Source organism: Pseudomonas sp. BP01 (assembly GCF_022760795.1).
Classification (GTDB): Bacteria; Pseudomonadota; Gammaproteobacteria; order Pseudomonadales; family Pseudomonadaceae; genus Aquipseudomonas; species Aquipseudomonas putida_Q.
This window is the reverse complement of sequence record NZ_JAFBKA010000006.1, coordinates 1-25,436: the sequence shown is the minus strand read 5'-3', so window position 1 is coordinate 25,436 and position 25,436 is coordinate 1. Positions and strand designations below refer to the sequence as shown.

The window sequence follows — 25,436 nt, the reverse complement described above, 5'->3', positions numbered from 1 at the left end:
AGCCAGCTCCCACACTGTTCGCGCCAGCCGGGAACAATGCCATCCCTGTGGGAGCTGGCTTGCCGGCGATAGGCCGCAAAGTGGCCCAATGGCCTCATTAGCCTACAATCGCCCGCCCAAGCTTCTGCGCCTGGCCCTGCAACACGCGCATCAGGTGCGCCGCCGCATGGGACGGTGGCTCGAAGCGCGAATAGACAAAGCTGATGTCGAAGTGAATTTCGTCTGCCAGCGGCACCACCGCCAGGCCGCTGTCCTGCGCCACGAACTCGTCGATCACGCTGATGCCCATGCCTTGCTTGACCAGCGCCACAGCCTCGTTGGCATTGGTGAACGACAACAGTGACGGCAACTGCGCGCCGTGCCGCTCGATGTGCTCGGCAAGCAGTTTGCCAAACGGCATGTCGGGCCTGAACAGCAGCAGCGGATGGCCTTCCAGTTGTTGCAAGGTCAGCGAGGTATGCCCGGCCAACGCGTGTTCGGGTGGCATCACCACCACCATGCGCCCGCGCATGAAGGGCTGAGAATGCAGGTGATCGTGTACCACGGGCAGGGCGGCAATCGACAGGTCGACCTTTTTCGACAGGATCTGGTTGGGCATCTCGCCCATCAGCGAGGTTTGCCACTCGATGTTCAGCGAAGGCGCCTCACGCTTGAGCTGGGCCAGGGCAATCGGGATGACCACCGTTGACAGCGAAGCGCTGCACGAGATGCGCAGCTTGCGGTGGCCGCCAGCGCCCAGTGACAGGGCGCATTCGTTGACCTCCAGCGCTGCCTGGTACACCCGCTCGACTTCGCGGAACAGCACCTGCGCCTCGGCCGTGGGGACCAGGCGGTTGTTGATGCGCTCGAACAGGCGGTAGCTCAAACGCCCTTCGATGTACTGGATCAGCTTGCTGACAGCCGGCTGCGACACGTACAGCAGCTTGGCCGCCGCGCTGATCGAGCCGGTCAGCATCACCGCACGGAACACTTCCATGTGCCGCAGTTTGAACACCATGGGGCTTGCGTCTGCGCCTTCGTTGCCAAGCAGCATATCTATTACCTTCGGTTATGGTCTTTGCCATCTGGGTATGAGCGCCAAACCCGGCCACGCAGTATCTTGAACCCAGCCAAATTGCCCTTGCGGCGCACAATAACAAGATCTGAAGGCATGCGCAGTGGCGCTGCCGGGAGTGCTGCGTGAACATCTTTGACGAACCGAAGATCGATTGCCATAACCATTTGTTTGACCCCGCCCGTTTCCCGTACCACCCCGACGCACCCTATGCGCCCTCCGGCCAGGAAGTCGCCACCCAGGAACAGTTCACCCGGGTGATGGACACCTATGGTGTGCAACATGCCTTGCTGGTGGGCCCCAACAGCGGGTACCACACCGACAACCGCTGCCTGCTGCATGCCTTGGCCACCGGGCAGGGGCGGTTCAAGGGCGTGGCGGTGGTCGAGGCGGATATCCACCTCGATGCGCTGGCTGCGCTGCAGGCGCAAGGGGTGGTGGGTGTCGCCTTCAATCCCGCGCTGTACGGGGTAGCGAGCCTGAAGGACGTTGACGGCCTGTTGGGCAAGCTTGCCGAGCTCGACCTGTTCGCCCAGGTGCAGGTCTGCGAAGACCAACTGCTTGAACTGCGTAGCCTGCTTCAGGGCTCGCGTGCACGCTTGCTGATCGACCATTGCGGCCGGCCGGACGTGGCGGCTGGCGTGCAGCAACCGGGCTTCCAGGCCTTGCTGCAACTGGCTGACAGTGGCCGCGCCAGCGTCAAGCTGTCTGGCATGCAGAAGTTCGCGGCGGCCGATGCGTTGCTGGAGCAAAGCCGTGCCTACGTGCACGCGTTGCTCGAAGCCTTCGGTGCGGATGCCTGCGTGTGGGGTTCGGATTGGCCGTTCATTCGCCAGCGCTCGCGGGTGGACTACGGCCCGCTGCTGAAACTGGCCGAGCGCCTGATGCCGGATGCCCGGCTGCGCCAGGCAGTGATGTGGGACACCCCACGACGTCTGTTCGGGTTCGCCTAGAAGCTCGTTTTGCCACTCCAATAACAAGAGAGCAACCGTCATGAACACTGAACAGAACGCCAGCCTCGGGGTGTTTGACACCCCGGCACGCGCGCAGCAACGCACCCGCACCCGCTTCATGATCCTGGCGCTGATTTCGGGCGGCACCATGATCAACTACCTCGACCGCAGCGTGATGGGCATTGCCGCGCCCAGCATCAGTGCCGACCTGGGCCTGAACGCGGCGATGATGGGGGTGATTTTTTCTGCCTTTTCGTGGACCTACGCTGCCGCGCAGATCCCCGGTGGCATCCTCATCGACCGGTTGGGCACCAAGCTCACCTACTGGCTGGCACTGACGTTGTGGTCACTGTTCACCGGCCTGCAAGGGCTGGCGCAGGGCTTTCTGTCGTTGCTGGGCATGCGCTTTCTGGTGGGCATGACCGAAGCACCGTGCTTCCCTACCAACAGCCGGGTAGTGGCTACCTGGTTCCCGCAGAGTGAGCGGGCCAGGGCGACCGGCATCTACACCTTTGCCGAATACACCGGGCTGGCGTTCCTGACGCCGCTGTTGTTCTGGGTGCTGCATGCCTATGGCTGGCGCTTTCTGCTGCTGGCCGTGGGCCTGATGGGCATCCTCTATGGCCTGGTGTGGTGGCGCAAGTACCACGAGCCGCACGAGTCGACCACCGCCAACCAGGCCGAACTCGACTACATCGCCGCCGGTGGTGGAGTGGTCGATGGCGGGCAGAAAGCCACCCAGTTCCGTTGGTCGCAGATCCCGGCGCTGCTCAAGCACCGCAACATGCTGGGCATCTGCCTGGGGCAGTTCGCCTGCAACTCCACCAACGTGTTCTTCCTGACCTGGTTCCCCACTTACCTGGTCACCGAGCGGCATATGCCCTGGCTCAAGGTCGGCTGGGTGGCGGTGCTGCCGTTCATTGCCGCTTCGCTGGGCACGCTGGTCGGCGGCTGGTTGTCCGACGCCTTGCTGCGCCGGGGCTACTCGCTGAACGTGGCGCGCAAGCTGCCGGTAATCGCCGGGCTGCTCACCGCTTCGGTGATCGTGCTGGCCAACTATGTGGAGTCCGATGCGCTGGTCATCACCATCCTGTGCATCGCCTATTTCGCCCAGGGTATGTCGGCGCTCGCCTGGATGATCGTCTCCGACATCGCCCCCAAAGGTTTGCTGGGCCTCAGTGGTGGTCTGTTCAACCTGTTTGCCAACGCGGCGGGCATCGTTACCCCCCTGACCATCGGCATCATCGTTTCGCTGACCGGCTCGTTCGTCTGGGCCCTGGCGTTCGTGTCGTCGATCACCGTGCTGGGGGCGCTGTGCTACCTGTTCATGGTCAGCGACCTGCGTCGCTTGCCGGAAATTCCTACTGTCGAAAATGGAGCTAAACAATGAGCCAGTACCTGCAAGGCCAGACCGCAATCGTGACCGGTGGCATGCGTGGCATCGGCCTGGCAATCGCCCAGCGCCTGCATATGGCCGGCGCCCAAGTGGTGATCTGGGACCTCGCTGTCGACGGCTGGGACAGCGTGGGAAACGGCTTTGAGCCGGTGCTGCGCCAGGCGGTCGATGTGTCGTCGCTGGCCTCGGTGGAGGCGGCATTTGCCGAGACGCTGGGGCGCCTGGGGCAGGTGCACATCCTGGTCAACAATGCCGGCATCAACGGCCCGGTGGTGGCGTCGTGGGAGTACCCGGCAGAGGCCTGGGACAAGGTCATCGCCATCGACCTGAACGGCGTGTTCTATTGCTGCCGCACCGCCATCCCGCACATGCGTGAACGTGGCTATGGGCGTATCGTCAATATCGCCTCCATGGCCGGCAAGGATGGCGTGCAGTACATCTCGGCCTATTCGGCCGCCAAGGCCGGGGTCATCGCCTTCACCAAGGCAGCGGCCAAGGAGCTGGCCCAGGACGGTGTGCTGCTCAACTGCGTGGCACCGGCCATGGTCGAGACGCCGCTGATGGCCGAGATGACAGCGGAGCATATTGCCGCGAGCAAGGCCAAGATCCCCATGGGGCGCTTCCTCAAGGCCGAGGAGATCGCCAATATGGTCAGCTGGATTGCCGGGCCCGAGTGCAGCTTTACCACCGGCTTTGTATTCGACCTCAGTGGTGGGAGGGCGACCTATTGACTGGCCTGGGCGTGGCGCACCTGACGGCCCTGCAACTGGCGCCGGCGAGGCTGGTACGCGAGGCGCGCCACGCCGGGTTCAGTGCGGTGGGGCTGCGCCTGCACCCGGTGATGGCGGGTGCACTGGCCTACCCGGTTGCGCCCGGTAGCCAGGCAATGCGAGAGCTGCGGGCGGTGCTGGCTGGGGAAGGCGTGCGGGTGACGGACATCGAGTTCGTGTCGCTGACGGCGCAAACCCGGGTGGCTGACTACCAGGCACTGTTGGCTGCAGGTGCCGAGCTGGGCGCGGTGAGCCTGACAGTGTCCGGCGACGATGAGGATGTGGCGCGGCTGACCGGCAACTTTGCCGCGCTGTGTGAGATGGCGCGTGGGCATGGCCTGCGTGTGGACCTGGAGTTCATGCGCTGGCGGCCGGTGGCGACTTTGCAACAGGCTTGCGCGGTGGTGACGGGGGCGGGGCAGGCCAACAGTGGCGTGCTGGTCGATGCCTTGCACCTGTTCCGCTCCGGTGGCCAGGTGGCCGACATCGCCGCAGTCGACCCGGGTTTGCTGCGTGCGGTGCAACTGTGTGATGCACCTATGCTGGCGCCCGTAGATGAGCTGATCATCCGGGAGGCGCGCGAAGGCCGATTGCTGCCGGGGCAAGGGCAACTGCCGCTGGCAGCGTTGCTGGCGGCGTTGCCGGGGGACGTGGAAATCAGTGTGGAGGTGCCGTGCGCCGGCTCCCCCGCAGAACAGCGGCTGCAAGCGGCGGCACAGGTAACCCACGCCTGGTTGCACGGCAGGCGATCTGTGTCACCCGCTGTGCAGCTTGCCGGTCACTGCTGATCCGGTACCACGGCGATCACGTCGATCTCCATCAGCCACTCGGCCTGGGCCAACCCGGCGACTACCAGCCCGGTGGAGATCGGGAACACGCCCTTCAGCCACTTGCCCACTTCCTTGTACACCGGCTCGCGGAAGCGCGGGTCGGTGATATAGGTGGTGGTCTTGACGATGTGCGACAGGTCGGAGCCCGCTTCTTCAAGCAGTTGCTTGACGTTCTTCATCGCCTGTTCGGCCTGCGCCTGGGGGTTACCCAGGCCCACCAGCTTGCCTTCGAAGTCGGTACCGACCTGGCCGCGCACATAGATGGTGTTGCCGGCCCGCACGGCCTGGCACAGGTCGTTGTCCAGGGTCTGGTTGGGGTAGGTTTCCTTGGTGTTGAACATGCGGATGCGAGTATGGGTAGGCATCAGTGGGCTCCGAGGGTGCTGACGTTGCTGATCGTGTTGGCTTGCTGCTCATCCGCCTCGCGCTGTTCGCGGTCGCGGTAGGCCAGGTAGGTGCGTTGCGTGGCAATGTGGCCGGCGACGTGCTTGGCGTCGTGCCACACGCCCCAGATGAACGACGAACCACGGCGCGACAACCACGGCAGGCCAAGAAAGTACACGCCAGGCTCGCGGGCTACGCCGCGCTGGTGCTGGGGCTTGCCGTTGGCATCGAAGGTGTCCACCTGCAGCCAGCTGAAGTCCACGCCGTAACCGGTGGCCCAGATGATGCTGGTGACGCCGGCCTTGGCCAGGTCCAGTTCGCGCAGCGGGTTGCTCATGCAGGCCGGGTCGGCCAGGCGCGTGCGGGCTTCGGGTTCTTCGGGCAGGTCCAGGCCGTTGCTTTCGATGTAGGCATCGGCAGCATCCAGCAGGGCCAGGTAGTTTTCATCGCCGCGGTTGATGTTCTCGACCAGGTTGTCCTGGAAGCGCGCCACGCCGTGCTCGAACGACTGGGTAAGGCCGACCAGGGTCATGCCTTGATGGGCGAGGGCGCGGAAGTCCACGGTGTGGCCGCCACGGGCGCCGCTGACGGCGATGGTCACGTGCTCGCGACCGGGCTTGGCGATTTCTGCGTCCCACTCACCCAGCACACCCAGCCACCAGCAGAAGTCGCGGTTGCGGTAGGCCCGTGGCGGGCGGTCGTGGGCACCGACCGACAAGTACACCTGGCGGCCTGCGCGCATCAGTTCTTCGGCAATTTGCACCCCGGAAGAGCCGGCGCCCACCACCAGTACTGCGCCCTCAGGCAACTGCTCGGGGTTGAAGTAAGCTGCAGAGTGGATCTGGTGCAGGTTGCTGTCCTTCGGCGCGATGGCCGGGATCACCGGCTTCTGGAACGGGCCGGTGGCGGCGACCACACGGTTGGCGCGAACCACCCCTTCATTGGTTTCGATGGTGAAGCCTGGGCGGTCGCTGTTGCGCAGCACGCGCTTCACTTCGATGCCGGTGCGCACTGGCAGGTTGTACTTGCGTACGTACTGCTCGAAGTAGTCGGCCACTTGGTCCTTGCCCGCGAAGGCGTCGGCGTCGAGGTTGAATTCCAGGCCCGGGAAGCGGTCGTGCCAGACCGGGCCGTTGGCCACCAGCGAGTCCCAGCGGCCGGTGCGCCAGGCCTCGGCGATGCGGTTGCGCTCAAGCACCAGGTGCGGCACGCCAAGCTTGTTCAGGTGTTCGCTCATGGCCACGCCGGCCTGGCCGGCGCCGACGACGAGTGTGTCAATTTCGAGGTTGTTCAGTGTCATGTCCGAGCCCTTGTTCAGGCGGTTTTTGTAAGGTCGGTTTGGAGGACCGCCGTTGCCTGGAGCCAGACTAGGGATGCTGCACGAATGGCGAAAATAGTATTTAGCTCGAGCTTGCCGATAAAACGGCGAAGGCCTTGGATTTTGTGGGGTGTAGTGTGTGTTGGCCCAGTGCATGTCTTGGTTTATGGGGTGGTGCAGAAATCGAGCGCCGCCCGCGCGGCGCTCGATTTCTGCCAGAACATATTTTTTTCCTGCCTAACCCCTCGGAAAATGTTGGTTTCGTGGGGTAGAAGGTTGCGCCCAGAATGCCCTGCATCGCACAGGACAACAGGAGCTTTACCATGACCTTCTCCATCATCGGCCGCTGCCAGGAAACCGGCCAGGTCGGCATCGCCATCAGTTCGTCGAGCATCGCCGTGGGCGCCCGTTGCCCTTGGGTACGTGCGGGTGTTGGCGCTGTTTCCACCCAGAACATCACCTTGCCGGCGCTGGGCCCGCAAATTCTCGATGCCCTGGAGCAGGGCCAGTTGCCGCCTGCGGCTGCGCTGGACCGGGTACTGAGCGCCAATGGCTGGAGCGAGTACCGCCAGGTCACAGTGATCGACAGCCAAGGCCAGGTGGCACTGTTCACCGGTCGCGAGGCATTGGGCACGCACAATGCCGTGGCCGGTGAGCAATGCGCGGCAGCGGGTAACCTGTTGTCCTCGACCCAGGTGGTCGAAGCGATGGTAGTGGCCTTTGAAGAGGCCGGCGGGCACCTGGCCGACCGCTTGCTGGCTGCCATGCATGCGGCGATGGCCGCAGGTGGCGAGGCCGGGCCGGTGCACTCGGCGGCGTTGAAGATCGCTGGCGAGCTGACCTGGCCATTGGTGGACCTGCGCGTGGACTGGGCCGATACCGACCCGATCGGTGTGCTCGCTGGCCTGTGGCAGGCGTACCGCCCGCAGATGCAGGATTACGTTACCCGCGCCCTGAACCCGACGGCTGCACCGAGCTACGGGGTGCCGGGCGATGAGTGATTTTGCCAGCCGCGCGCTGCTGGCCCGGCTGGTCGGCTTTGCCACCGTCAGCCGGGACTCCAACCTTGAGCTGATCGGCTTTATCCGTGATTACCTCGCCGAGCTGGGGGTGGAAAGCGAACTGTTCCACAACTCGGAGCGCACCAAAGCCAACCTGTTCGCCACCATCGGCCCCCAGGGCCTTGGCGGCGTGGTGCTGTCGGGGCACACCGATGTAGTGCCGGTGGCCGGCCAGGCCTGGACGGTCGAGCCGTTTGCCCTGAGCGAACGTGGCGGGCGCCTGTATGGCCGCGGCACGGCTGACATGAAAGGCTTCATTGCCTCGGTGCTGGCAGCCGTACCCGCGTTCCTTGCCCAGCCGTTGCACATGCCGGTGCACCTGGCATTTTCCTATGACGAGGAAGTGGGTTGCCTGGGTGTGCGCTCGATGCTGGCCGCGCTCGAACAACGCCCGCACAAGCCACGCCTGTGCCTGATTGGCGAACCCACCGAGCTGAAGCCAGTGCTGGGGCACAAGGGCAAGCTGGCGATGCGCTGCCAGGTGCAGGGTGCGGCCTGCCATTCGGCGTATGCGCCGTACGGGGTGAATGCCATCGAGTATGCGGCGAAGCTGATCGGCAAGTTGGGTGACATTGGTGACGCGCTGGCATTGCCGGCGCATCACGACGCGCGCTTCGACCCACCGTTCTCCACGGTGCAGACCGGGGTGATCAAAGGGGGCAGGGCGCTGAATATCGTGCCGGCAGAGTGTGAGTTCGATTTCGAAGTGCGCGCGCTGCCAGGGTTCGAAGCGCAGGCAGTGGCCGACCAGTTGCAGACCTATGCAGAGGCCGAGCTGCTGCCGCGCATGCGCAAGGTCAATGCCGCCAGTGACATTCGCCTACAACCGTTGAGTGCGTACCCTGGGCTGGCGACATCGGCAGACAGCGAGGCGGCGCGGCTGGTGGCGCTGCTCAGTGGCACGGATGAATTCGGTACGGTGGCGTTTGGTACCGAAGGCGGCTTGTTCGACCAGGCAGGGATCCCGACCGTGGTGTGCGGGCCTGGCAGCATGGAGCAGGGGCACAAGCCGGATGAATTTGTCAGTGTCGAGCAGTTACGGGGGTGTGATGCCATGCTGCTGAGGTTGGTGGATTACCTGCGGCAGGCTCCCGTCTGACAGGGTAAAGAACGTATGTAGGAGCGGCCTTGCGTCGCGATGGGCCGCTCCTACAGGGATCGGTGTCTGCTTCAGGTCAGAAGCTGGCCTTGACCTGCAGGCCAACCACCAACGCGTTGTCGATCTTCTTCCCCGAGAACGCTCCCGGCTCGATGATGTACTGCACATCCGGACGCAAGTTCAGCCACGGGGTCGCCTGGTAGCCATAGCTCAGTTCGATCAACTGTTCGGCGCTGTCGATGTCGGGGAACTGCTGGCCTGCGTTGAAAGCGGCATCTTCCAGCACGTCGCGGCTACGCGGGTTGGGCACCGCACGGCCGTAACCCAGCGCCACGGTATCCTTAGGGCGGCCTTCGAACGGCTTGTACAGCACCACGCCGGCGCCATACCACTTAGTGAACGGCGAGGCGGCCTTGCTGGATGCCGAGTACTGGCCGAAGGCGTGCAGGCTGCGGCCTGGCGAGCTTTGATCGTTCCATACGGCCTGGTCGATCAGCAGGTAGTGGCCGCCACGGCCGGATACTTCGTCATCGCTGCCGATGCGTTTCACGTCGGAGCTGTCGTAGTAGTAGCCCAGCTTGTACTCGCCGGGCAGTTCACCCTGCAGCTTGTACACCAGTTCCACCGGTACCACGGTGCCGGTGGTGTGCTTGGGGCCCAGGTGCCAGGCGCGGCTGGAGTTGCCATTGCTCTCGGGGTCGACGTTGAACGCCGCCACGCGCAATTGCCAGGCAGGCGACAGGTCGTACTTCACCCGCACGCCCAGGTGAGCGTTGGGGTAGTTGGTCCAGCCGCTGCCACCGGACATGTTCAGCGGGTGGCCGCAGAAGCCGGCGTTCATGAAGTTGCACAGGATGCCGCTGTCCAGGCCGCCCAGGTCGTTACCCATGGCCATGTAGCCCAGCTTGACGTTGAGCGCCGGGGTGAACAGGGTGCGCTCGTAGCTCAGTTCGGTCAGGCGGGTGTACAGGCCACCGAAGTTTTCCTGGATCGGCAGGCGGTTGCCTACCAGGTCTTCCGAGGCACTGTTGCCGCGGCGGTCGTTGATGGTCAGCTGGACCTTGCCGCCGTTGTCCAGGCCATACAGTTTCGACAGGTCGAACTGCACGCCCAGCTTCAGGTTCTGCGAATAGCGCGCCGAGCGGTGCAGGCCGCCGTGGGCGTTGTAGGCGGTTTCGCCGCTGTAGTCGCCGGTGAACTTGACGCCGTCGTCTTCAAGCTGGTGACGCAGGCCGCCCCAGTCACCTGTCAGGGTGCTGCGGGTCATCAGGTCGCCGTCGGCCAGGGCGGTGGTGCTGGCCAGGGCCAGCAGCAGGGTAGGGGTAATGCGAATTGCGGATGGCATTGCTGTGTCTCGGGTTGTTATTCAGGGCCATTCACGGATGAACCCGCGCCCGCATGGCCAGTGCTGACCTTGTGGGAGCGGGTTCACCCGCGAAGGGGGCGACGCGCTCTTACGGCAAGGCGTAAGAAATCACGTAGTCGCCACGGTCAGTCGACTGGCGGGCGCCGCCAGCAGTGATGACCACATACTGCTTGCCGGTCTTCGGCGAAACGTAGGTCATCGGGCCGCCCTGGCTGCCCACTGGCAGACGAGCCTTCCAGATTTCGTTACCGTTGCTGCTGTCGTAGGCGCGCAGGTAGAAGTCCTGGGTGCCGGCGATAAACACCAGGCCGCCTTGGGTCGACAGAGTGCCGCCCAGGGTTGGCAGGCCGATCTTGATCGGCAGGTGCATGCGGATACCGAGCGGGCCAGTGTCTTCAACGGTGCCTACTGGTACTTGCCAGGCCACCTGGCGGGTCTTCATGTCGATGGCGGTCAGGGTGCCGAACGGTGGTGCCTGGCACGGGATGCCGGCTACCGACAGGAAGCGGTTCTTGTTCACCGCATACGGGGTGCCCTTGAGCGGTACTGCGCCCATGCCGGTGTTCAGCGCTTCGCCACCGGAAGCCGCACCGCCTTTGTTCTGCGACGGAATCATCTGGATCCACAGGCCCAGACGCATGTCGTTGACGAAGATGAAGCCATGTACCGGGTCGGTAGAAATGCTGCCCCAGTTCATGCCACCCAGTGAACCCGGGAAGCTCAGCGACAGGTCGGTGCCCGGCGCGGTGTACAGGCCGTCGTAGCGCATTTTCTTGAAGTCGATGCGGCACAGCAACTGGTCATACGGGGTGGCGCCCCACATGTCCGACTCGGTCAGGGTTTGCGCGCCGATCTGCGGCATGCCCACCGACTTCGGCTGGGTTGGGGAGTACGGCTCGTTCGGGATGTTGCTTGGCTTGACCGGTACTTCGTCGACCTGGGTCAGCGGCTTGCCGGTGGCGCGGTCGAGCACGTAGATCTGCCCGGCCTTGGTGCCGATCACCACCGCAGGAACCGACTGGCCGTCGTCCTTGGTGAAGTCGATCAGGCTCGGCTGCATCGGCAGGTCGAAGTCCCAGAGGTCGTTGTGCACGGTCTGGAACACCCACTTCTGGTTGCCGGTGGTGGCGTCCAGGGCCAGCACCGAAGCGCCGTAGGTGTGGTCCAGCTTGCTGCGCTCTACACCGTAGATGTCGGTGGACGACGAACCCATTGGCAGGAACACGGTGTTCATCGCCGGGTCGTAGGACATCGGTGCCCAGCTGTTCGGGGTGCTGCGCACATAGGTGCTGTCGCCCTGCGGTGCCTGGCGGTCTTCCGGGTTGCCCGGGTCGAAGGCCCAGCGCATTTCGCCGGTGATGACGTCGAAACCACGGATCACGCCGCCTGGCATGTCGGTCTGGACGTTGTCGGCAACACGGCCGCCGACCACCACGGTGGTACCGGCCATTAACGGTGCGGAGGAGAGCTGGTAATAGGAGTCCGGCACATTGCCCAGGCCGGTCATCAGGTTGACCTGGCCGTTGTTGCCGAAGCCCTGGCAGAACTCGCCATTGTCGGCGTCGACGGCAATCAGGCGGCCATCGATGGTGTTGGTCAGCAGACGACGCTGGCAGTTGGCACCGGCCGGCACGCTACCGCCGGCGACCGGCGAGCTGTTCGGCTGGGTCGGCTGGGCGATGGCTGCAGCGGCGTCAAAGTAGGCCATGCCGCGGCAACGCTGCCAGACCTTGGACTGGGCGTTGATCTCGTTCTTCCACAGCTCTTTGCCGGTGTCGGCATCAAGGGCGATAAGGTTGTTGTGCGGGGTGCAGATGAACACCTTGTTGCCGATCTGCAACGGGGTCAACTGGTCCTCGGCACCGTTGCCGTCGCTGATGGCCACGTCACCGGTGTGGTAGGTCCAGGCCACCTTCAGCTTGTTCACGTTGTCACGGTTGATCTGGTCCAGCGCGGCGAAGCGGCTGCCACCTTCAGTGTTGCCGTAGTGGGCCCAGTCCTTCTGCTCTTTGCCAGCTTCGACCGGGGTCATGCCCGGCCCCTTGCCAGTGGGGGCGACGCTTGGGTGGGCAACGAACATGTTGCCGGCGGCGATCACCAGTGCCACGGCCATCACCCCGGCAACGCCGTAGGCACCACGGCCGGCACTGGCGCCGTTGGCACGGGCCAGCAGCGGGTAGACCAGCGCCACCACCATGCCGATCGCGGCAAACATGAACAGGCGTGAGAACAGCGGCCAGAACACCAGGCCAGTATCGATCAGCGCCCAGATCGCGGTACCGATCAGGAACGCAGCGTACAGCCAGGCACCGGCCTTCTTGCGGCAGGCGACAAGGACACCGGCGATGGCCATGGCCAGGCCGCCGATCAGGAAGTACAAGGAACCGCCTAGGCCGGCCAGCTTGATGCCGCCAGCAGCCAGGAGGAGGCCGAGCAGGGCGATGATCACGCCCAGGCCGATCAGGATGATGTTTGTGGCGCGGGAAGCGCGCGGTGTTTCGTTCATGCCAGGGATCTCAGCAGGTGGAATGCGCGCAGTCTAAGCCCTTAGCTTGCTAATTAACAAGTTGGTACATAATTTAATGAGGCTGATTGTCGCAGGGCTGAACGTGCGATGGTGTGGCTAAAAGTGTAGATCAGGTGCTGAAAAATGCATTAAACGAGGTGTTCATGCGCGTTATGTAATATGCATTCATACTTTGGTCGAGTACAAAAGTGGCCAGGTATCACGCTGGCCACGGGGTGGAGCTGGTGTAGAACACTGCCAGCCAGATGGTGGCTGTGCCGGGGGCGGTCCACTCCACGCGGTGGCGGTAGTGGGGCGGGATGTCCAGGCAATCGCCCGGCGCCAGCAAACGGGTGTGGTGCTCGTGCTCGAAACGCAGGCCGGCGGCACCGCTGAGCAGCACGATCCACTCGCCTTCGGCCTGGTCGTACCAGAAACCGGGCGGGCTAGCCTGGCCGCTGGATACAATACGCTCCACACGCACGCCAGGGCGGCTGAGCAGCTCGTCGACACGTTCGGCACTGGTGGGGTCGCAGGGTGGCAGGGCAGTCAGCAGGTTATTCGGTGTCATGGAAAGCCTCGCTTTGAAGGTGTGTTGCCACTATGGACGCAAATACCCTGCAGCGCGCTTCTTGACCCGCCCGGCTGTTTGTAAGACCTTTCCGAGATTTGGATGACGGGCAGCACATGGACAAACTCTTGGCGATGAAGATGTTCGTGGCCACTGTCGATGCCCAAGGCTTTTCTGCCGCTGCGCGCAGGCTTGGGCTGGCGACTTCGTCGGTAACGCGCCTGGTTGATGCGCTGGAAACGGCGCTGGGCACCACCTTGCTCAACCGCTCGACTCGCCAGGTCAGCCTGACGGAAGCCGGCGCCCGTTACTACGAGCGTGCGCGGGGCATTTTCGAGGCGCTGGATGAGGCCGATGCCAGTGTTGCCGACCGTGGCGAGGAGCCTGTCGGCGTGTTGCGTCTGTGCCTGCCGGTGGAGTTCGGCAGGCGGGTCATCGCCCCGCACCTGGGGCCGTTTCTGGCGCGGCACCCGGCGCTGGAGCTGGACATCGACCTCAGCGACCGCCTGGATGACCTGCTGGACGGGCGCTATGACCTGTCGATTCGCCTGGGCGACCCGTCGGCCAATGACGAATTGGTATGTCGCCAGCTCGGCCGCTTCGAGCGTTGGCTGGTGGCCAGCCCGGCTTACCTGGCCGGGCGAGATACGCTGCAGCACCCCCGGCAGTTGCTGGAGCACGCCTGCCTGCGTTTTCGCTACGGGCAGAAAGCGCGCCCCTGGCGGCTGGTGCTTGGCCAGGAAAACCTGGAGTTGAACGTAAGCGGGCCGCTGCGCAGCGCCAATGCCGATATGTTGCGCGAAACCGCACTGGCCGGCAGTGGCATCGCGCTGCTGGCCGACTGGCTGGTGCGCGAGGATGTGCTGGCCGGGCGCCTGCTGCGGGTGTTCCCTGACTGGCGGGCCAGCCCTGGTACGGCCAACGACAGCATCAACGCCCTGTACCTGCCCAACCACCGCGGTTCGCGGCGTGTGAATGCGTTTATCGATTTTTGCGAAGGTTTGTTAGGTCGGCACGGCTAGCGTTGCGCTGTGCGCAAAAGCGCGTTGCGCCAGGGCTGGATTCTCGGCATTGACGCGTCTGGTTAAGGTAGGCGGCATATTCCACCCCTGTCGAGGAACCTCGCATGAATCCCTCCCTTGCCGCAGCGCAGCCCGCAGCCACAAGCCTGAGCCGGGCCCTGGTCGTGCTATTGGCGTTCTGCTGCGGCGCGATCGTCGCCAACATCTACTACGCCCAACCTATCGTCGGTTTGATCGCACCGGACCTGGGGCTGTCCACCGAGCACGCCAGCCTGATCGTTTCACTCACCCAGCTGGGTTATGCCCTGGGCCTGCTGTTGCTGGTGCCGCTCGCAGACCTTTTGGAAAACCGCCGCTTGATGGTCGCCACTGCTGTGCTGGCCTGTGTCAGCCTGCTGCTGGCGGGGACCAGCAGCAGCGGCCAGGGCCGGCTGTTCCTGGGCTATGCGCTGTTGATCGGGTTCAGCTCGGTGGCGGTGCAGATGCTCATTCCGCTGGCGGCGCATCTGGCGCCTGAGCAGCAGCGTGGCCGGGTGGTCGGTAACATCATGGGCGGGTTGTTGCTGGGTATCCTGCTGGCGCGGCCGTTGTCCAGCCTGGTGGCCGACCACTTCGGCTGGCGGGCGGTGTTCATTGGCGCTGCCGGGGTGATGCTGGCGATCATCATGCTGCTGGCCCTGACCCTGCCGCAGCGGCGGCCCGAGCACAAGGCCAGCTATGCCGGCTTGATGCTTTCGTTGCTTACACTGTTGCGCCGCTATCCGCTGCTCCGCCAGCGTTCGTTGTACCAGGCACTGATGTTTGCAGCCTTCAGCCTTTACTGGACTGCGGTGCCGATGGCGTTGGCGGGTGAGCATGGCCTGTCGCAGACCCAGATCGCCGTGTTCGCCCTGGTGGGCGCGGTGGGGGCCGTTGCCGCCCCCTTGGCCGGCCGCCTGGCAGATGCGGGGCATGCGCGGGCCGGTTCGCTGCTGGCGCTGCTGCTGGCGCCGGCGGCCTTGTTGCTGGGTTTGACGGTGCCGGGCTACAGCGTGATCGGCCTGGGCCTGACCGGCGTGCTGCTGGACTTTGCGGTGCAGATGAACATGGTCATCGGCCAGCGCGAAGTGTATGCACTGGACCCGGCCAGCCGCGGGCGGCTGAACGCGGTGTACATGACCAGCATCTTCCTGGGTGGGGCGCTGGGGTCGGCAGTGGCCAGTGCGCTGTTCAGCCAGTTTGGCTGGCAAGGTGTGGCGCTGGTGGGGGCAGGGTTGCCTGGCCTGGCATTGATCGCTTTTATGGCCAAAGCTCCCCGATCCTGAACGGTATGCGCTCCCACAAAGACCGTGCATACCTGCACCAAGTACTAGCGGCCAAGCGGCAGCGCCACGCCAATCAGGGCAAACAGGCTGCCGCAGCAGCGGTTGAACCCTTTGCCACCCTTAGCCAGCCACGGCCGGATGCGAAACGCCAGGCGGGCCAACAGGTACTCGACCAGAAACTCGACGCTGGCAAAGGTCGCCGCCATCACCAGGAACTGCAGCATCAGCCCGTGCTGCGGGTCGATGAACTGCGGCAGAAAGGCGCCATAGAACAGCAGCACCTTGGGGTTGGCCATGGCCGACAACAAGCCTTGGCGGAACAAACCTGCATTACCAAGCCGTGCGCTGCGCTCGGTCAATTCCAGGTGCAGGCCCGGGCTGCGCCACAGCTGGATACCGAGCCAGACCAGGTAGGCGCCGCCCACCCACTTGAGCACGCTTAACACCGAGGCCGAGGTTTGCAGCAACGCGCTGAGGCCAAACATGGCCAGGGCGATAAGCGCGCTGAAGCCGAACACGCCGCCAACAATGGTGAATAACGTGCGGCGGGCGCCATACAGGGCGCCATGGGTGAGGGCCAGCAGGCTGTTTGGGCCCGGTGTCAGTGACAGGCCGATGCTGGCCAGCAGGTAGATAAGCCAGGTGTCGAGTGCCATGGTGGTTGAAGCCTTGGTGATTTGGAGGGTGCCAGTGTATGGCGCGCGACCCAGTCAGGAAGGGTATGATCTGGACATTTAATGGTCTTTTCTGGACGCAATGTCATGCTGCCTGATATCCGCCTGCTGATTCTGCCGTTACCGGATTTTGCCTTGCTGCCATTTGGCGGTTTCCTCGACAAATTGCGTTTCAGCGCCGACGACGAGGACTACAGCCAGCAGCGTTATTGCAGCTGGACCGTGGCAGGGCTCACCCTCGACCCGGTACCTTCGAGCAGCGGTGCGGTGGTGCAAGTCGAGGCTGTGGCCGGCGAGCTCGAGTTGGCCGGTTTCGACTACCTGGTGGTGTTCGGCGGGCGCAACGCTATGGCTACAGCTGCGTTGGCGCCGCGCTACCAACCCTTGCTCAGACAGGCCGGCAAAGCCGGAGTCAAGCTGGTAGGGGTCGACAATGGCGCCTTCCTGTTGGCGGCGTGTGGGTTGTTACGGGGGCACAAGGTGGTGGTGCACTGGCGTCACGAAGCCGAGTTTCGGGCAGCGTTCCCACAGTTGCAGGTGCTGCGCGATCAACTGTATTGCATCGATGCAGGCCGTATCACCTGCGCTGGCGGCACAGCGGCCATCGACCTGGCAGTGGCGCTGTTGTCACTGGCCTGTGGGCGAACCCGGGCGCTCAAAGGGCTGGCCGACATGCTGGTGGACGAAACCCGCGACAGCCGCCATGCCTTGCGCTCGCTGGAGCTGGGCGTGGGCCAGGGGCGCCAGGTGCAGCGGGCACAGGCCCTGATGCGTCACCACTTGGGCACCCCGCTGGCGGTAGAGCAACTGGCCGCTGAACTGGGCATCAGCCGACGCCAGTTGGACCGGCAGTTCCAGGCCAGCCACGGCATGAGTGCCAAGGCCTGGTGGCTGGAAATGCGCCTGCAGCAGGCGCGCTGGCGCTTGCTCAACTCCAGCCACAGCTTGGCGCAGATTGCCGATGAAGTGGGTCTGGGCGATGCCAGTTACCTGGGTAAATGTGTACGGCGGCGGTTTGGCTGCACGGCCCTGGCACTGCGGGCAGCCAATCACCCAAGCTGAAACTCGGCGCAGCCCCTTGTGGGAGGGCTTACTGCGGTGTGCCGAACAAGCCGGTCCAGTAGATCCCGGCATCGCTTTTCGGGTCCACGGCATAGGCGGCACCCAGTTCGCGGAAGTCCGGGTTCATCAGCGTGGCACAATGCCCCGGGCTCTCCAGCCAGCCATCAACTACCTTGTGCGCGGTGTCACGCCCGGCGGCGATATTTTCGCCGACTTGCTGGTACAGGTAGCCGGCCAGCTCCGCCCGGTCACCGGGGGTACGGCCATCCTTGTCGATGTGGTCGAAGAAGTTCTGGTTGGCCATGGCCCGCGTGTGGTTGGCGGCGACCCCGGCCAGTACCGTGCTCCAGCTCAGTGCGGGGGCTGCGGCGAACGGCTGGCCACCGCACTGGCGCGGCACCTTGCGCGCAGCGTTGATCTCTTGCAATACCTTCTGCCCCTCGGCCTGCCAATCGCCCAGGCGACCGCTGAGCAGCGGTCGGGCCAGCACGATGCGCCAGTCGCGGCCCTCCTGGCTTACGCCGATATCGACAAACTGCGGGTCGAGCACCACTTGGCAGAAGCTTTCTTCGATGGCGTGCATGGCCGCGCGCGCATCGCGTGGCCCCGACAGGCTGATGGCCTGGACGTTGACCATGGGGTAGGCGGCGCGGGTCATGGCCTGCTGCAGGTCACGGGTGCCCTCTGGCGACAGCGCCAGGCGGGTGTCGCTGTTGAGCGGCGGCAGCTCCAGCGACGCCTCGCCACCGCAGGGCTGGGCCTTGCTGCGGTAGACATTGATCGAGTCGATCAGTTGCGCCTCTTCGCCGGTGACAGCCAGTGCCCCGGTCGAGACAACCAGGCCCAGCGAGAAGGCGGCAACGGATGGCAGGACGCGCATGTTGATCTCCCTATGACTGGCAGCGTCGTGGTATGCGCTGCTCATCCTACACAAGCCCGGGGCTTTTGGCCCTAGCTGGTGCAAAGCAATGAAAACGCCGGCAATGGTTGCGGGCGGCAAAAGAGGGAGTAGACCAGTGGTCGCCGGAAAAGTGCGATGGGTTGCTAATCATTCGTATCAAGCTAAAGCTTTCAACGTTTTGGCATCAACGGGCCAACGCCTGGTTGGGCTTGTAAAACAGGAAGTGCGTGGTCTGCGCAGTCTTGCGGTAGGCCTTTGCCCAATCGGGGTGCACCGTGCGGTCGTGGAAGTACAGTGCACCGCCGGTGGGGTCTTTCAATTGCTGGTTGAGCGCCTTGCGTGCAATTTCCTTGGCCACATCGTAGCGTTGCGCTTCCTCGACCTGGTCCGGGCGCCCGTCGCACCACCAGGAAAACTGGCAGGCCTTGGTCTCCACGCCCTGCTTGACCACGCCGCAGATGGTATCGGGGAAACCATCATGGCCCAGGCGGTTGAGTACCACGCTGGCTACGGCTGACATATCTTCGGCATCGGCGCCCTTGGCTTCCCAATAGATGGTGCGGGCCAGGCAGGTAATGCTGTCGTCCAGTGGCGCCTGGCCGGCCGGGTCGACTGCCTGGGCTTCGCTTGAGGTCAGTTTTTCTGTTTTTTTCGGCGGTGGGGCATCGTGGGCCACCTTTTCTTCCAGTACTTCGGCCTTGTCTTCAGCCGCCGCGGCCTTGGCTGTACCGGCAGCATGCAAGGGGCCTGCAAGCAGGGCCGAGGTCAAGCCAATCACTATCCAGGCAGCGCGCATGGCAAAGCTTCCGAATGGGGGCTAATTGCCAGTCTAGCCAAGCGTAAGCATTAATACCAAAGGCAGGGTGGCAGCGGCGGCTACGGTCTGCAGGGCAATGATGGTAGCCATCAGGGGGGCATTGCCACCCATTTGCCTGGCCATCACATAGGAGGACGAAGCGGTGGGCAGGGCCTGGAACAGCACTGCCACCACAGCTGCCTGGCCACTCAGGCCCAGCACGCGGCACAGGCCCCAGGTGGTCAAGGGCATGACCAGGAACTTGAACGCCGACGCCGCCATCAGCGGGCGCACCTGCTGGCCCAGGCTGGCCCCACCCAGCGCTGCGCCCACACACAGCAGGCCCAGCGGCAGGGCGGCCTGGCCCAGCGCCTTGACCGTGGGTTCGATGCCCGGCGGCAAGCCCAGCCCCGTCACCCGCAGCAGCAGGCCACCAGCACAGCCGACGATCAACGGGTTGGCGAAGATTGCCCGCAGCACCGTGGCCGGTGAGCTGTGGCGGGCGCTGAAACGGGCGAACACCAGTACGCAGAGCAGGTTGACCAAGGGCACAATGGCGGCATTGGCCACTGCTGCAAGGGCAATGCCGGCGCTGCCGTAGATGCCGGCGGCCAGGGTGGCGCCGATGTAGTTGTTGAAGCGGATGCCGCCTTGAAAGACCGAGGTGAAATCAGCGCCGTCGTGGTTGATCGCGCCCTGGTACATCACCAGCAGCACGGCGCCGGCCAGGGTCGAGAGCATCAGTACCCCGACCATGCCCATCACCGGTACGCCATCGAGGTTGGCGGTGGCCAGGCCGTGCAGGAACAGCGAAGGTAGCAGTACGTAGTAGCTCAGGCGCTCGGCGCCGGGCCAGAAACCCTCGGCCAGAAAGCCGCGCAGGCGCAGGAAAGTACCCAGGGTGATCAGCAGGATGATCGGTAGCAGGGTGGTCAGCAGCAAGTGGAGCATGGTCGACGGTCCGTGGTCGGGTACGGGCACAGACTACTGCTCGGGACTGATCTGTAAAAACGTTGTTTTCTGCACTGACTGTTGAGAAAAAATGCATGGTTTAGGCATTACACGGCCTCTGTGGGAGCGGGCGTGCCCGCGAAGAATCCAATGCGATGGATGGCACCGGCTGCGCCGGTGTTCGCGGGCGCGCCCGCTCCCACAGAGACCCCGCCAGGACAGTCAGTAATTGCAACTACGCTTCAAGCGCAGTCTTCAACACCGCGCTCAAATGCCGTCGTTGGCTTTTCTCATGCTCCAGCAACACCACACGCCGGGTCAGTTGCGGTTCGCCAAACGGCAGGCAGGTGGCCGGCGGCAGGCGTTTCAGGTCGTCGTCTGCCATTGGGATGATCGCCACGCCCAGGCCCATGACGGCCATGCTTGCCAAGGCTTCCTGGCTGTCCAGCTCCATCTGCTCGCTCACCTGCAAATGCTGGCGGCGCAGTTCCTGCTCGATCTGCCGCCCGGCCCAGGCGCGCTTGTCGAAACGCAAGAACGGTTGACTGGCGAGCAGCTCCGGTACCGTGTGCCCGGCCAGTTCGGGGCTGGCGATGGCCCAGAAGTGGTCCTCGAACAGCGGCGTGAAATCCAGGCTTTGTGGGTACGGGCTGACCGGCTCAGTGGTGATCGCCGCGTCCAGTTCACCGTCTTCCACCCGGCGTGCCAGCTCCGCCGACATGCCCGAGGCCACGCTGATGTGCAACTGCGGGTAGTGGGCCTTGATCCACACCAGCGCCTTGGGCAGGCGCCGCGCCAGTACGGTATGGATCGCCCCCAGGCGCAGGCGGCCGCGCAGGCTAGGGCCGCTGGCCACAGCGTCGGCCAGCTCGTCGTAGGCAGCCAGAAGGGTCTCGGCACGGGCCACCGCCAACTGGCCTGCTTCGGTCAGCACCACCTGCCTGCGGCTGCGGTCGAACAGGGGTGCCTGCAACTCGTCTTCAAGGGTCTTGATGTGCAGGCTCACCGCCGAAGGGGTGAGGCTGAGCAGGTCGGCGGCGCGGGCGAAGGTGCCGTGGCGGGCGATGGTTACCAGGGTGCGCAAGGCTTTGAGAGACATGCGGAGGAGATCCGGTTACAAGCTGACAGGGCAGTATTGTCAGGCCCGGCCCTATCGCCGGCAAGTCAGCTCCCACAGGTACTCCACAGGCAGCGGCCATTGTGCTGAGCCTGTGGGAGCTGGCTTGCCGGCGATAGGGCCGGTACAGGCAACATTGTTCAGCGCTCAATACGCCCATACGCCTGGCTGATCCGGTCGATCACCATCGCCAGGGCGACGATCGCCAGGCCGGCCTCCACACCCTGGCCGACATTCAAGGTCTGGATGCCCGCCAGCACATCCTCACCCAACCCGCGGGCGCCGATCATCGACGCCACCACCACCATCGACAAGGCCATCATTACCGACTGGTTGAGCCCGGCCATGATGCTTGGCAGCGCCAGCGGCATGGCAATGCGCCGCAATCGCTGCCAGCGGCTGGCCCCCAGGCCGTGTGCGGCCTGCAGCAGCGAAGGGTCGATCTGGCTCAGGCCCAGTTCGGTCAACCGCACCAGTGGCGGCAGGGCGTAGATCAGCGTGGCGAAAACGGCGGGGACCTTGCCCAGGCCGAACAGCATCAGCACCGGGATCAGGTAAACGAAGGCCGGCAGCGTCTGCATCACATCCAGTACCGGTAGCAGTAGGCGTCTGGCCAGTGGCCGGGAAGCGAGCAGTATGCCCAGCGGCACGCCCACCAGCACGCACAAACCGGTACTCACCAGTACCAAGGCCAAGGTTTGCAGCAGCTTGTCCCACAGCCCGAGCATGCCAATCAGGGCCAGCAGCGCCACCAGTACCGCGCTGCGCAGCAGGCTGCGGCTGGCGTGCCAGGCAAGCAGGCCAACCAGTAGCAACAGCAGCCACCAGGGTAGCAGTCGCAGCCCGTTCTCCAGGCCGACCAACAGTTGCAGCAGTTGGTCAGAGAACGTGCGCAAGTGATCGCCGTAATTCAGCACCAGCCAGTCGACCAGCCTGTTTACGCTGTCAGCGAAAGAAAATTGCAGGGCTTGGGGAAAGCCATTGCTCACAGGCTGCCCTCGACCTTGTTGGCAACGTCGGCAGGCAGCCAGGCTTTCCACACCTCTGGGTTGTCACGCAGGAAGGTCTGGGCGGCCTCGCGCGGTGGTGTGCGCTTTTCGCTCATGACGGCCAGCGCCTTGTTAAGCCGATCGATCGGCAGGTCGACCTGCTCGAACACCGCGACCAGGTCCGGGTAGCCATCACGGAAGGCTTTGGATACACCGATGGACAGTTTCGCCGGCAGTGAGCGGCTGCCCTTCGGGTCAGGGTTGGCGGCATCTGTCAGGGTGGCCCAGGCCTGGGCATCGAACGGCGGCTCTTGCAGGCGGATGAGTTTGTATCGCCCCATCAACGGGGTCGGGTTCCAGTAGTAGAACAGCACTGGCTGGCCACGGCGGATAGCCGAGCCGATTTCGGCATCCATCGCCGCACCGGAGCCGCTGCGGAAGTTGGTATACAGCTCATCCAGGCCATACGCCTTGAGTTTCTGGCTGTTCACCGTTTCCGATGTCCAGCCGCTGGGGCTGTTCAGAAAACGGCCCTTGTCGGGTGACTCGGGGTCACGAAAGACCTGCGGGTAGCGCTTGAGGTCGTCGACGCTGCGCAGTTTGGGCGCCAAAGGCTTCAACTTGCGAGCAGCATCGCCTTCGATCACGTACGCGGGTACCCACCAGCCTTCTTCTGCGTGCTTGACGGTGTCGCCCAGTGCGAATACCTGGCCTGCCTGCTCGGCCTTGACCCAGGCAGGGCTGCGTCCGGCCCACTCTTCGGCGATCACCTGGAGGTCGTTGCGGGCCAGGGCCACTTCCATGCTGACGGTGCTGCCGGGGAGGGTATCGGTGGTGTAGCCATATCCGCGCTCCACGATCAGCCGCAGGATTTCGGTGGTGAGGGCACCGCTTTCCCAGCCGATGGCACCGAAATGGATCGGTGGGCGTTGCTCTGCCAATACAGCGTTGTGGGTGTTGGCCAGGCCTACGGCCAGCATCAGGCCGGCCAGCAGCGTTGAAAACTTGTTCATCCAGACCTCGTCGTTTGCCGCGCCTTGGGGGTGGGGGCAAGTGTAGACGACGAGGTGATGGCGAGGCTCAGGGCCGCGCGGGACGGCCCCGTTTGCCTCAGACGCGGAACTGGTCCATCAGCGCCTGCTGCTGGTTGGCCAAGCTGTTCAGGGACTGGCTGACACGCGCCGACTCGTTGGCCTGCCCCGACAGCGATTCGGTGACATCGCGGATGGTTGCCACGTTGCTGTTGATCTCTTCGGCCACCGCGCTTTGCTCTTCGGCGGCCGAGGCGATCTGCAGGTTCATGTCGGTGATCACCGTCACCGCCTGGCCGATACGCTGCAACGCAGTCACGGCCTGGCCAACCTGTTCGACACCGCCCTGGGCCTGACGGTGGCTGTTGTCCATGGCACCGACCACTTCGCGGGTGCCGTCTTGCAAGGCCTCGATCACCTGGCGGGTTTCTTCCACCGACTCCTGGGTGCGTCGGGCCAGGTTGCGTACTTCATCGGCAACCACGGCAAAGCCGCGGCCGGCTTCACCCGCGCGGGCTGCCTCGATGGCCGCGTTGAGCGCCAGCAGGTTGGTCTGTTCGGCAATCGAGCGGATCACTTCCAGCACCGAACCGATCTTCTCGCTGTTCTGCGCCAGGCCCTCGACTTCGGCCATGGCGTTGCTCATGTCGGCCGCCAGGGCATCGATGCTTTGGGTGGTGCGGTCGATCACCGCCAGGCCTTCGCGGGTGGCCTGGTCGGCATCACGGGCGGCCTGTGCAGCCTGGGACGCGCTGCGCGCCACGTCCTGGGCGGTAGCGCTCATTTCGTGCGAGGCCGTGGCCACCTGGTCGACCTGGCGGTATTGCTGCTCCATGCCGGCGCTGGTTTGCGTAGCAATTGCCGAAGACTGGTCGGCGGTGCCCCGGGCAGCCTGTACCGAGCGCTTGACCTCGGCGATGGTCGGCTGCAACTTGTCCAGGAAGCGGTTGAACCAGCCGGCCAGTTCACCCAGCTCGTCCTGCTTCTGGTAGGTCAGGCGGCGGGTCAGGTCGCCTTCGCCGCTGGCAATGTCCTTGAGCATGGCGGCCACGCCGAGGATCGGCCGGGTAACGCCGCGGGCCATCAACCACACCATCAGCAGGCCGGCGATGGCTGCCGCCAGGCCCAAGCCCAGCTCCAGCAGGGTACCGCTGGTGTTCAACGCGTCCAGTTCCTGCTTGAGTTTTTCGGCAGGCCCGGTCAGGGCATTTTCCGGCACATCCAGCAGCACGCCCCAGGGTTGCGCGTCGGGGATCGGCCGGAACGCGGCCAGCACCTTCAGGCGCTGCTGGTCGTGCAGGATGGTCAGCTTGCCATCAGCCAGCTTGCGTACCAGTTCTGCGCCCTTGGCCGTGTCAACCTGGTCGAAGCGCTGGGCCAGCTTGCTGGCATCGGCGCTATAGCCGGCCAGCAGGCCGACCGGGCTGAGGATACCGACCGTGGTGCGGCCCTCGTACAGGCTGCGGCTGGCCTCTTGGCTCAGGGCCTGCAAGCTGTTGAGGTTGATGTCGATGGACAGCGTTGCAATGGTCTTGCCGTTGACGGCCAGCGGGAAAACGATGCTGGTCATCAGTACCTGCTGGCCATCGATATCATAGAAGTAGGGTTCTACCACGCACACCTTGCCGGTGGTACGCGGGCACACCCACCAGGTGTTGGCCGGCTGGCCGCTGGGGCCGATTTCGGTGTTGGCCATGTCATGTTCAGGCAGCGCCATGGCGGTGAGTTGGCCGGCACGGGGCTGCGACCAGTACAGGGCAAAGCGCCCGGTTTCATTGCTGCCCAGCTCCGGCTTGCCGGCGAACAGGTTGTCCTTGTTGTCCAGCGCGTTGGGCTCGAACACCAGCGACAGGCCGAGCAGGTCGGGGTTGGCCTGCAGGGCGGTGCGCACCTGGCGGGTCATGTCCTCACGCAGGTCAAACGCGTCGAGGTAGCGCTTTTCTGCCTGTTCGCGCAGGAACAGCACCTGGCGGGCGAAGCCGGCGCCGTACTGGTAGGCGTCCATGAACTGGCGACGGATGTTCAGCGCCTGCACTTCACCCTGCGACTCGATGCGCGATTGTGCCGCTTCGGTCAGCATCTGCATGCTGCTGGCCTTGACCAGGTCCGAGCTGTGGTCCATGCGGTACAACGACAGGCCGACGAGCAAGGTGACGATGCCGGCCAGGCAGAGGCCGGCGAGCAGGGTGATCTTCCACTGGATGGATAGTTGGCGCAAAGGCATGGGGGCGGATCCCTTTTTTTGGGCACTAAGGGTTATGGCTTTGGGGCTGGGTGGGGC

Annotated in this window: 23 protein-coding genes and 1 pseudogene; 9 read left to right on the top strand and 15 right to left on the bottom strand. The window is 64.3% G+C overall.

The window, feature by feature from the left end:
• Positions 1–97: 97 nt before the first annotated feature.
• Positions 98–1,033 carry a LysR family transcriptional regulator gene (locus tag JOY50_RS07300; RefSeq protein ID WP_132843501.1) on the bottom strand — a complete coding sequence of 312 codons (936 nt, stop codon included), beginning with the start codon at positions 1,031–1,033 and terminating at the stop codon, positions 98–100.
• A 146-nt stretch (positions 1,034–1,179) separates the two neighbouring features.
• On the opposite strand from JOY50_RS07300, the gene JOY50_RS07295 reads away from it, so the two are divergent.
• The 4 genes from JOY50_RS07295 to JOY50_RS07280 are packed head-to-tail and all read left to right on the top strand — an operon-like array spanning position 1,180 to position 4,961.
• Positions 1,180–2,007 (top strand): amidohydrolase, encoded by an 828-nt coding sequence (locus tag JOY50_RS07295; RefSeq protein WP_028613080.1) that lies wholly within the window; start codon positions 1,180–1,182, stop codon positions 2,005–2,007.
• A gap of 40 nt (positions 2,008–2,047) precedes the next feature.
• Positions 2,048–3,397, top strand: a complete 1,350-nt coding sequence (locus tag JOY50_RS07290) for an MFS transporter (RefSeq protein ID WP_132843499.1) — start codon at positions 2,048–2,050, stop codon at positions 3,395–3,397.
• The gene (locus JOY50_RS07285; RefSeq protein ID WP_132843496.1) at positions 3,394–4,134 is read left to right on the top strand and encodes an SDR family NAD(P)-dependent oxidoreductase; all 741 of its coding nucleotides are present in this window, start codon (positions 3,394–3,396) and stop codon (positions 4,132–4,134) included. The genes JOY50_RS07290 and JOY50_RS07285 overlap by 4 nt, the downstream gene beginning before the upstream one ends.
• On the top strand, positions 4,131–4,961 hold the full coding sequence (locus JOY50_RS07280) for a sugar phosphate isomerase/epimerase (protein WP_132843494.1): 831 nt from the start codon (positions 4,131–4,133) through the stop codon (positions 4,959–4,961). Before JOY50_RS07285 ends, JOY50_RS07280 begins: the two co-directional genes overlap by 4 nt.
• On the opposite strand, the gene JOY50_RS07275 is transcribed toward JOY50_RS07280, so the two are convergent.
• Positions 4,952–5,368, bottom strand: a complete 417-nt coding sequence (locus JOY50_RS07275) for a RidA family protein (protein WP_028613076.1) — start codon at positions 5,366–5,368, stop codon at positions 4,952–4,954. The two genes, JOY50_RS07280 and JOY50_RS07275, sit on opposite strands and share 10 nt — an antisense overlap.
• Complete coding sequence (locus JOY50_RS07270; protein WP_243054999.1) at positions 5,368–6,687, bottom strand: NAD(P)/FAD-dependent oxidoreductase; 1,320 nt, start codon at positions 6,685–6,687, stop codon at positions 5,368–5,370. Before JOY50_RS07270 ends, JOY50_RS07275 begins: the two co-directional genes overlap by 1 nt.
• A 341-nt stretch (positions 6,688–7,028) precedes the next feature.
• On the opposite strand from JOY50_RS07270, the gene JOY50_RS07265 reads away from it, so the two are divergent.
• Positions 7,029–7,706: a DUF1028 domain-containing protein gene (locus JOY50_RS07265; RefSeq protein ID WP_132843487.1), complete on the top strand. Its 678-nt coding sequence runs from the start codon at positions 7,029–7,031 to the stop codon at positions 7,704–7,706.
• Complete coding sequence (gene argE / locus JOY50_RS07260; protein ID WP_132843484.1) at positions 7,699–8,865, top strand: acetylornithine deacetylase; 1,167 nt, start codon at positions 7,699–7,701, stop codon at positions 8,863–8,865. The genes JOY50_RS07265 and argE overlap by 8 nt, the downstream gene beginning before the upstream one ends.
• Before the next feature lie 76 nt (positions 8,866–8,941).
• Here argE and JOY50_RS07255 read toward each other — a convergent pair whose 3' ends face one another.
• From JOY50_RS07255 to JOY50_RS07245, 3 genes are all read right to left on the bottom strand, one after another.
• Positions 8,942–10,210 carry a carbohydrate porin gene (locus tag JOY50_RS07255; RefSeq protein WP_016499341.1) on the bottom strand — a complete coding sequence of 423 codons (1,269 nt, stop codon included), beginning with the start codon at positions 10,208–10,210 and terminating at the stop codon, positions 8,942–8,944.
• Between the two features lie 109 nt (positions 10,211–10,319).
• Entirely contained in the window at positions 10,320–12,737 is a 2,418-nt protein-coding gene (locus JOY50_RS07250; protein WP_132843482.1) for a glucose/quinate/shikimate family membrane-bound PQQ-dependent dehydrogenase, read from the bottom strand.
• Positions 12,738–12,957: 220 nt separating this feature from the next.
• On the bottom strand, positions 12,958–13,308 hold the full coding sequence (locus JOY50_RS07245; RefSeq protein WP_043196586.1) for a cupin: 351 nt from the start codon (positions 13,306–13,308) through the stop codon (positions 12,958–12,960).
• 116 nt (positions 13,309–13,424) lie between these two features.
• On the opposite strand from JOY50_RS07245, the gene JOY50_RS07240 reads away from it, so the two are divergent.
• Positions 13,425–14,330, top strand: a complete 906-nt coding sequence (locus JOY50_RS07240) for a LysR family transcriptional regulator (protein ID WP_138737014.1) — start codon at positions 13,425–13,427, stop codon at positions 14,328–14,330.
• A gap of 104 nt (positions 14,331–14,434) precedes the next feature.
• Positions 14,435–15,634: an MFS transporter gene (locus JOY50_RS07235; RefSeq protein ID WP_132843477.1), complete on the top strand. Its 1,200-nt coding sequence runs from the start codon at positions 14,435–14,437 to the stop codon at positions 15,632–15,634.
• Between the two features lie 44 nt (positions 15,635–15,678).
• Here the strand turns inward: JOY50_RS07235 and JOY50_RS07230 are convergent, their stop codons facing one another.
• Complete coding sequence (locus JOY50_RS07230; RefSeq protein WP_243054998.1) at positions 15,679–16,290, bottom strand: LysE family translocator; 612 nt, start codon at positions 16,288–16,290, stop codon at positions 15,679–15,681.
• Positions 16,291–16,395: 105 nt separating this feature from the next.
• Between JOY50_RS07230 and JOY50_RS07225 the strand changes: the two genes are divergently transcribed.
• Entirely contained in the window at positions 16,396–17,370 is a 975-nt protein-coding gene (locus JOY50_RS07225) for a GlxA family transcriptional regulator (protein ID WP_132843473.1), read from the top strand.
• Positions 17,371–17,398: 28 nt separating this feature from the next.
• Here JOY50_RS07225 and JOY50_RS07220 read toward each other — a convergent pair whose 3' ends face one another.
• The 8 genes and pseudogenes from JOY50_RS07220 to JOY50_RS29220 all read right to left on the bottom strand — a co-directional run.
• Positions 17,399–18,250 carry a CAP domain-containing protein gene (locus tag JOY50_RS07220; protein ID WP_028613065.1) on the bottom strand — a complete coding sequence of 284 codons (852 nt, stop codon included), beginning with the start codon at positions 18,248–18,250 and terminating at the stop codon, positions 17,399–17,401.
• A gap of 205 nt (positions 18,251–18,455) precedes the next feature.
• A complete protein-coding gene (locus JOY50_RS07215) occupies positions 18,456–19,067 on the bottom strand; it encodes a cell wall hydrolase (protein WP_028613064.1) in 612 nt (203 codons plus the stop codon).
• A 33-nt stretch (positions 19,068–19,100) separates the two neighbouring features.
• Positions 19,101–20,018, bottom strand: a complete 918-nt coding sequence (locus JOY50_RS07210; RefSeq protein ID WP_132843468.1) for an AEC family transporter — start codon at positions 20,016–20,018, stop codon at positions 19,101–19,103.
• Between the two features lie 235 nt (positions 20,019–20,253).
• Entirely contained in the window at positions 20,254–21,117 is an 864-nt protein-coding gene (locus JOY50_RS07205; protein ID WP_132843465.1) for a LysR family transcriptional regulator, read from the bottom strand.
• Between the two features lie 158 nt (positions 21,118–21,275).
• On the bottom strand, positions 21,276–22,124 hold the full coding sequence (locus JOY50_RS07200; protein ID WP_132843449.1) for a proline/glycine betaine ABC transporter permease: 849 nt from the start codon (positions 22,122–22,124) through the stop codon (positions 21,276–21,278).
• Positions 22,121–23,137, bottom strand: coding sequence for an ABC transporter substrate-binding protein (locus JOY50_RS07195; protein ID WP_243054997.1), 1,017 nt, complete (start codon positions 23,135–23,137; stop codon positions 22,121–22,123). Before JOY50_RS07195 ends, JOY50_RS07200 begins: the two co-directional genes overlap by 4 nt.
• Positions 23,138–23,234: 97 nt before the next feature.
• The gene (locus JOY50_RS29225; protein WP_370453613.1) at positions 23,235–23,990 is read right to left on the bottom strand and encodes a methyl-accepting chemotaxis protein; all 756 of its coding nucleotides are present in this window, start codon (positions 23,988–23,990) and stop codon (positions 23,235–23,237) included.
• Positions 23,991–24,092: 102 nt separating this feature from the next.
• Positions 24,093–25,058: pseudogene (locus JOY50_RS29220) on the bottom strand (HAMP domain-containing protein); the annotation flags it as partial.
• Positions 25,059–25,436: the final 378 nt, after the last annotated feature.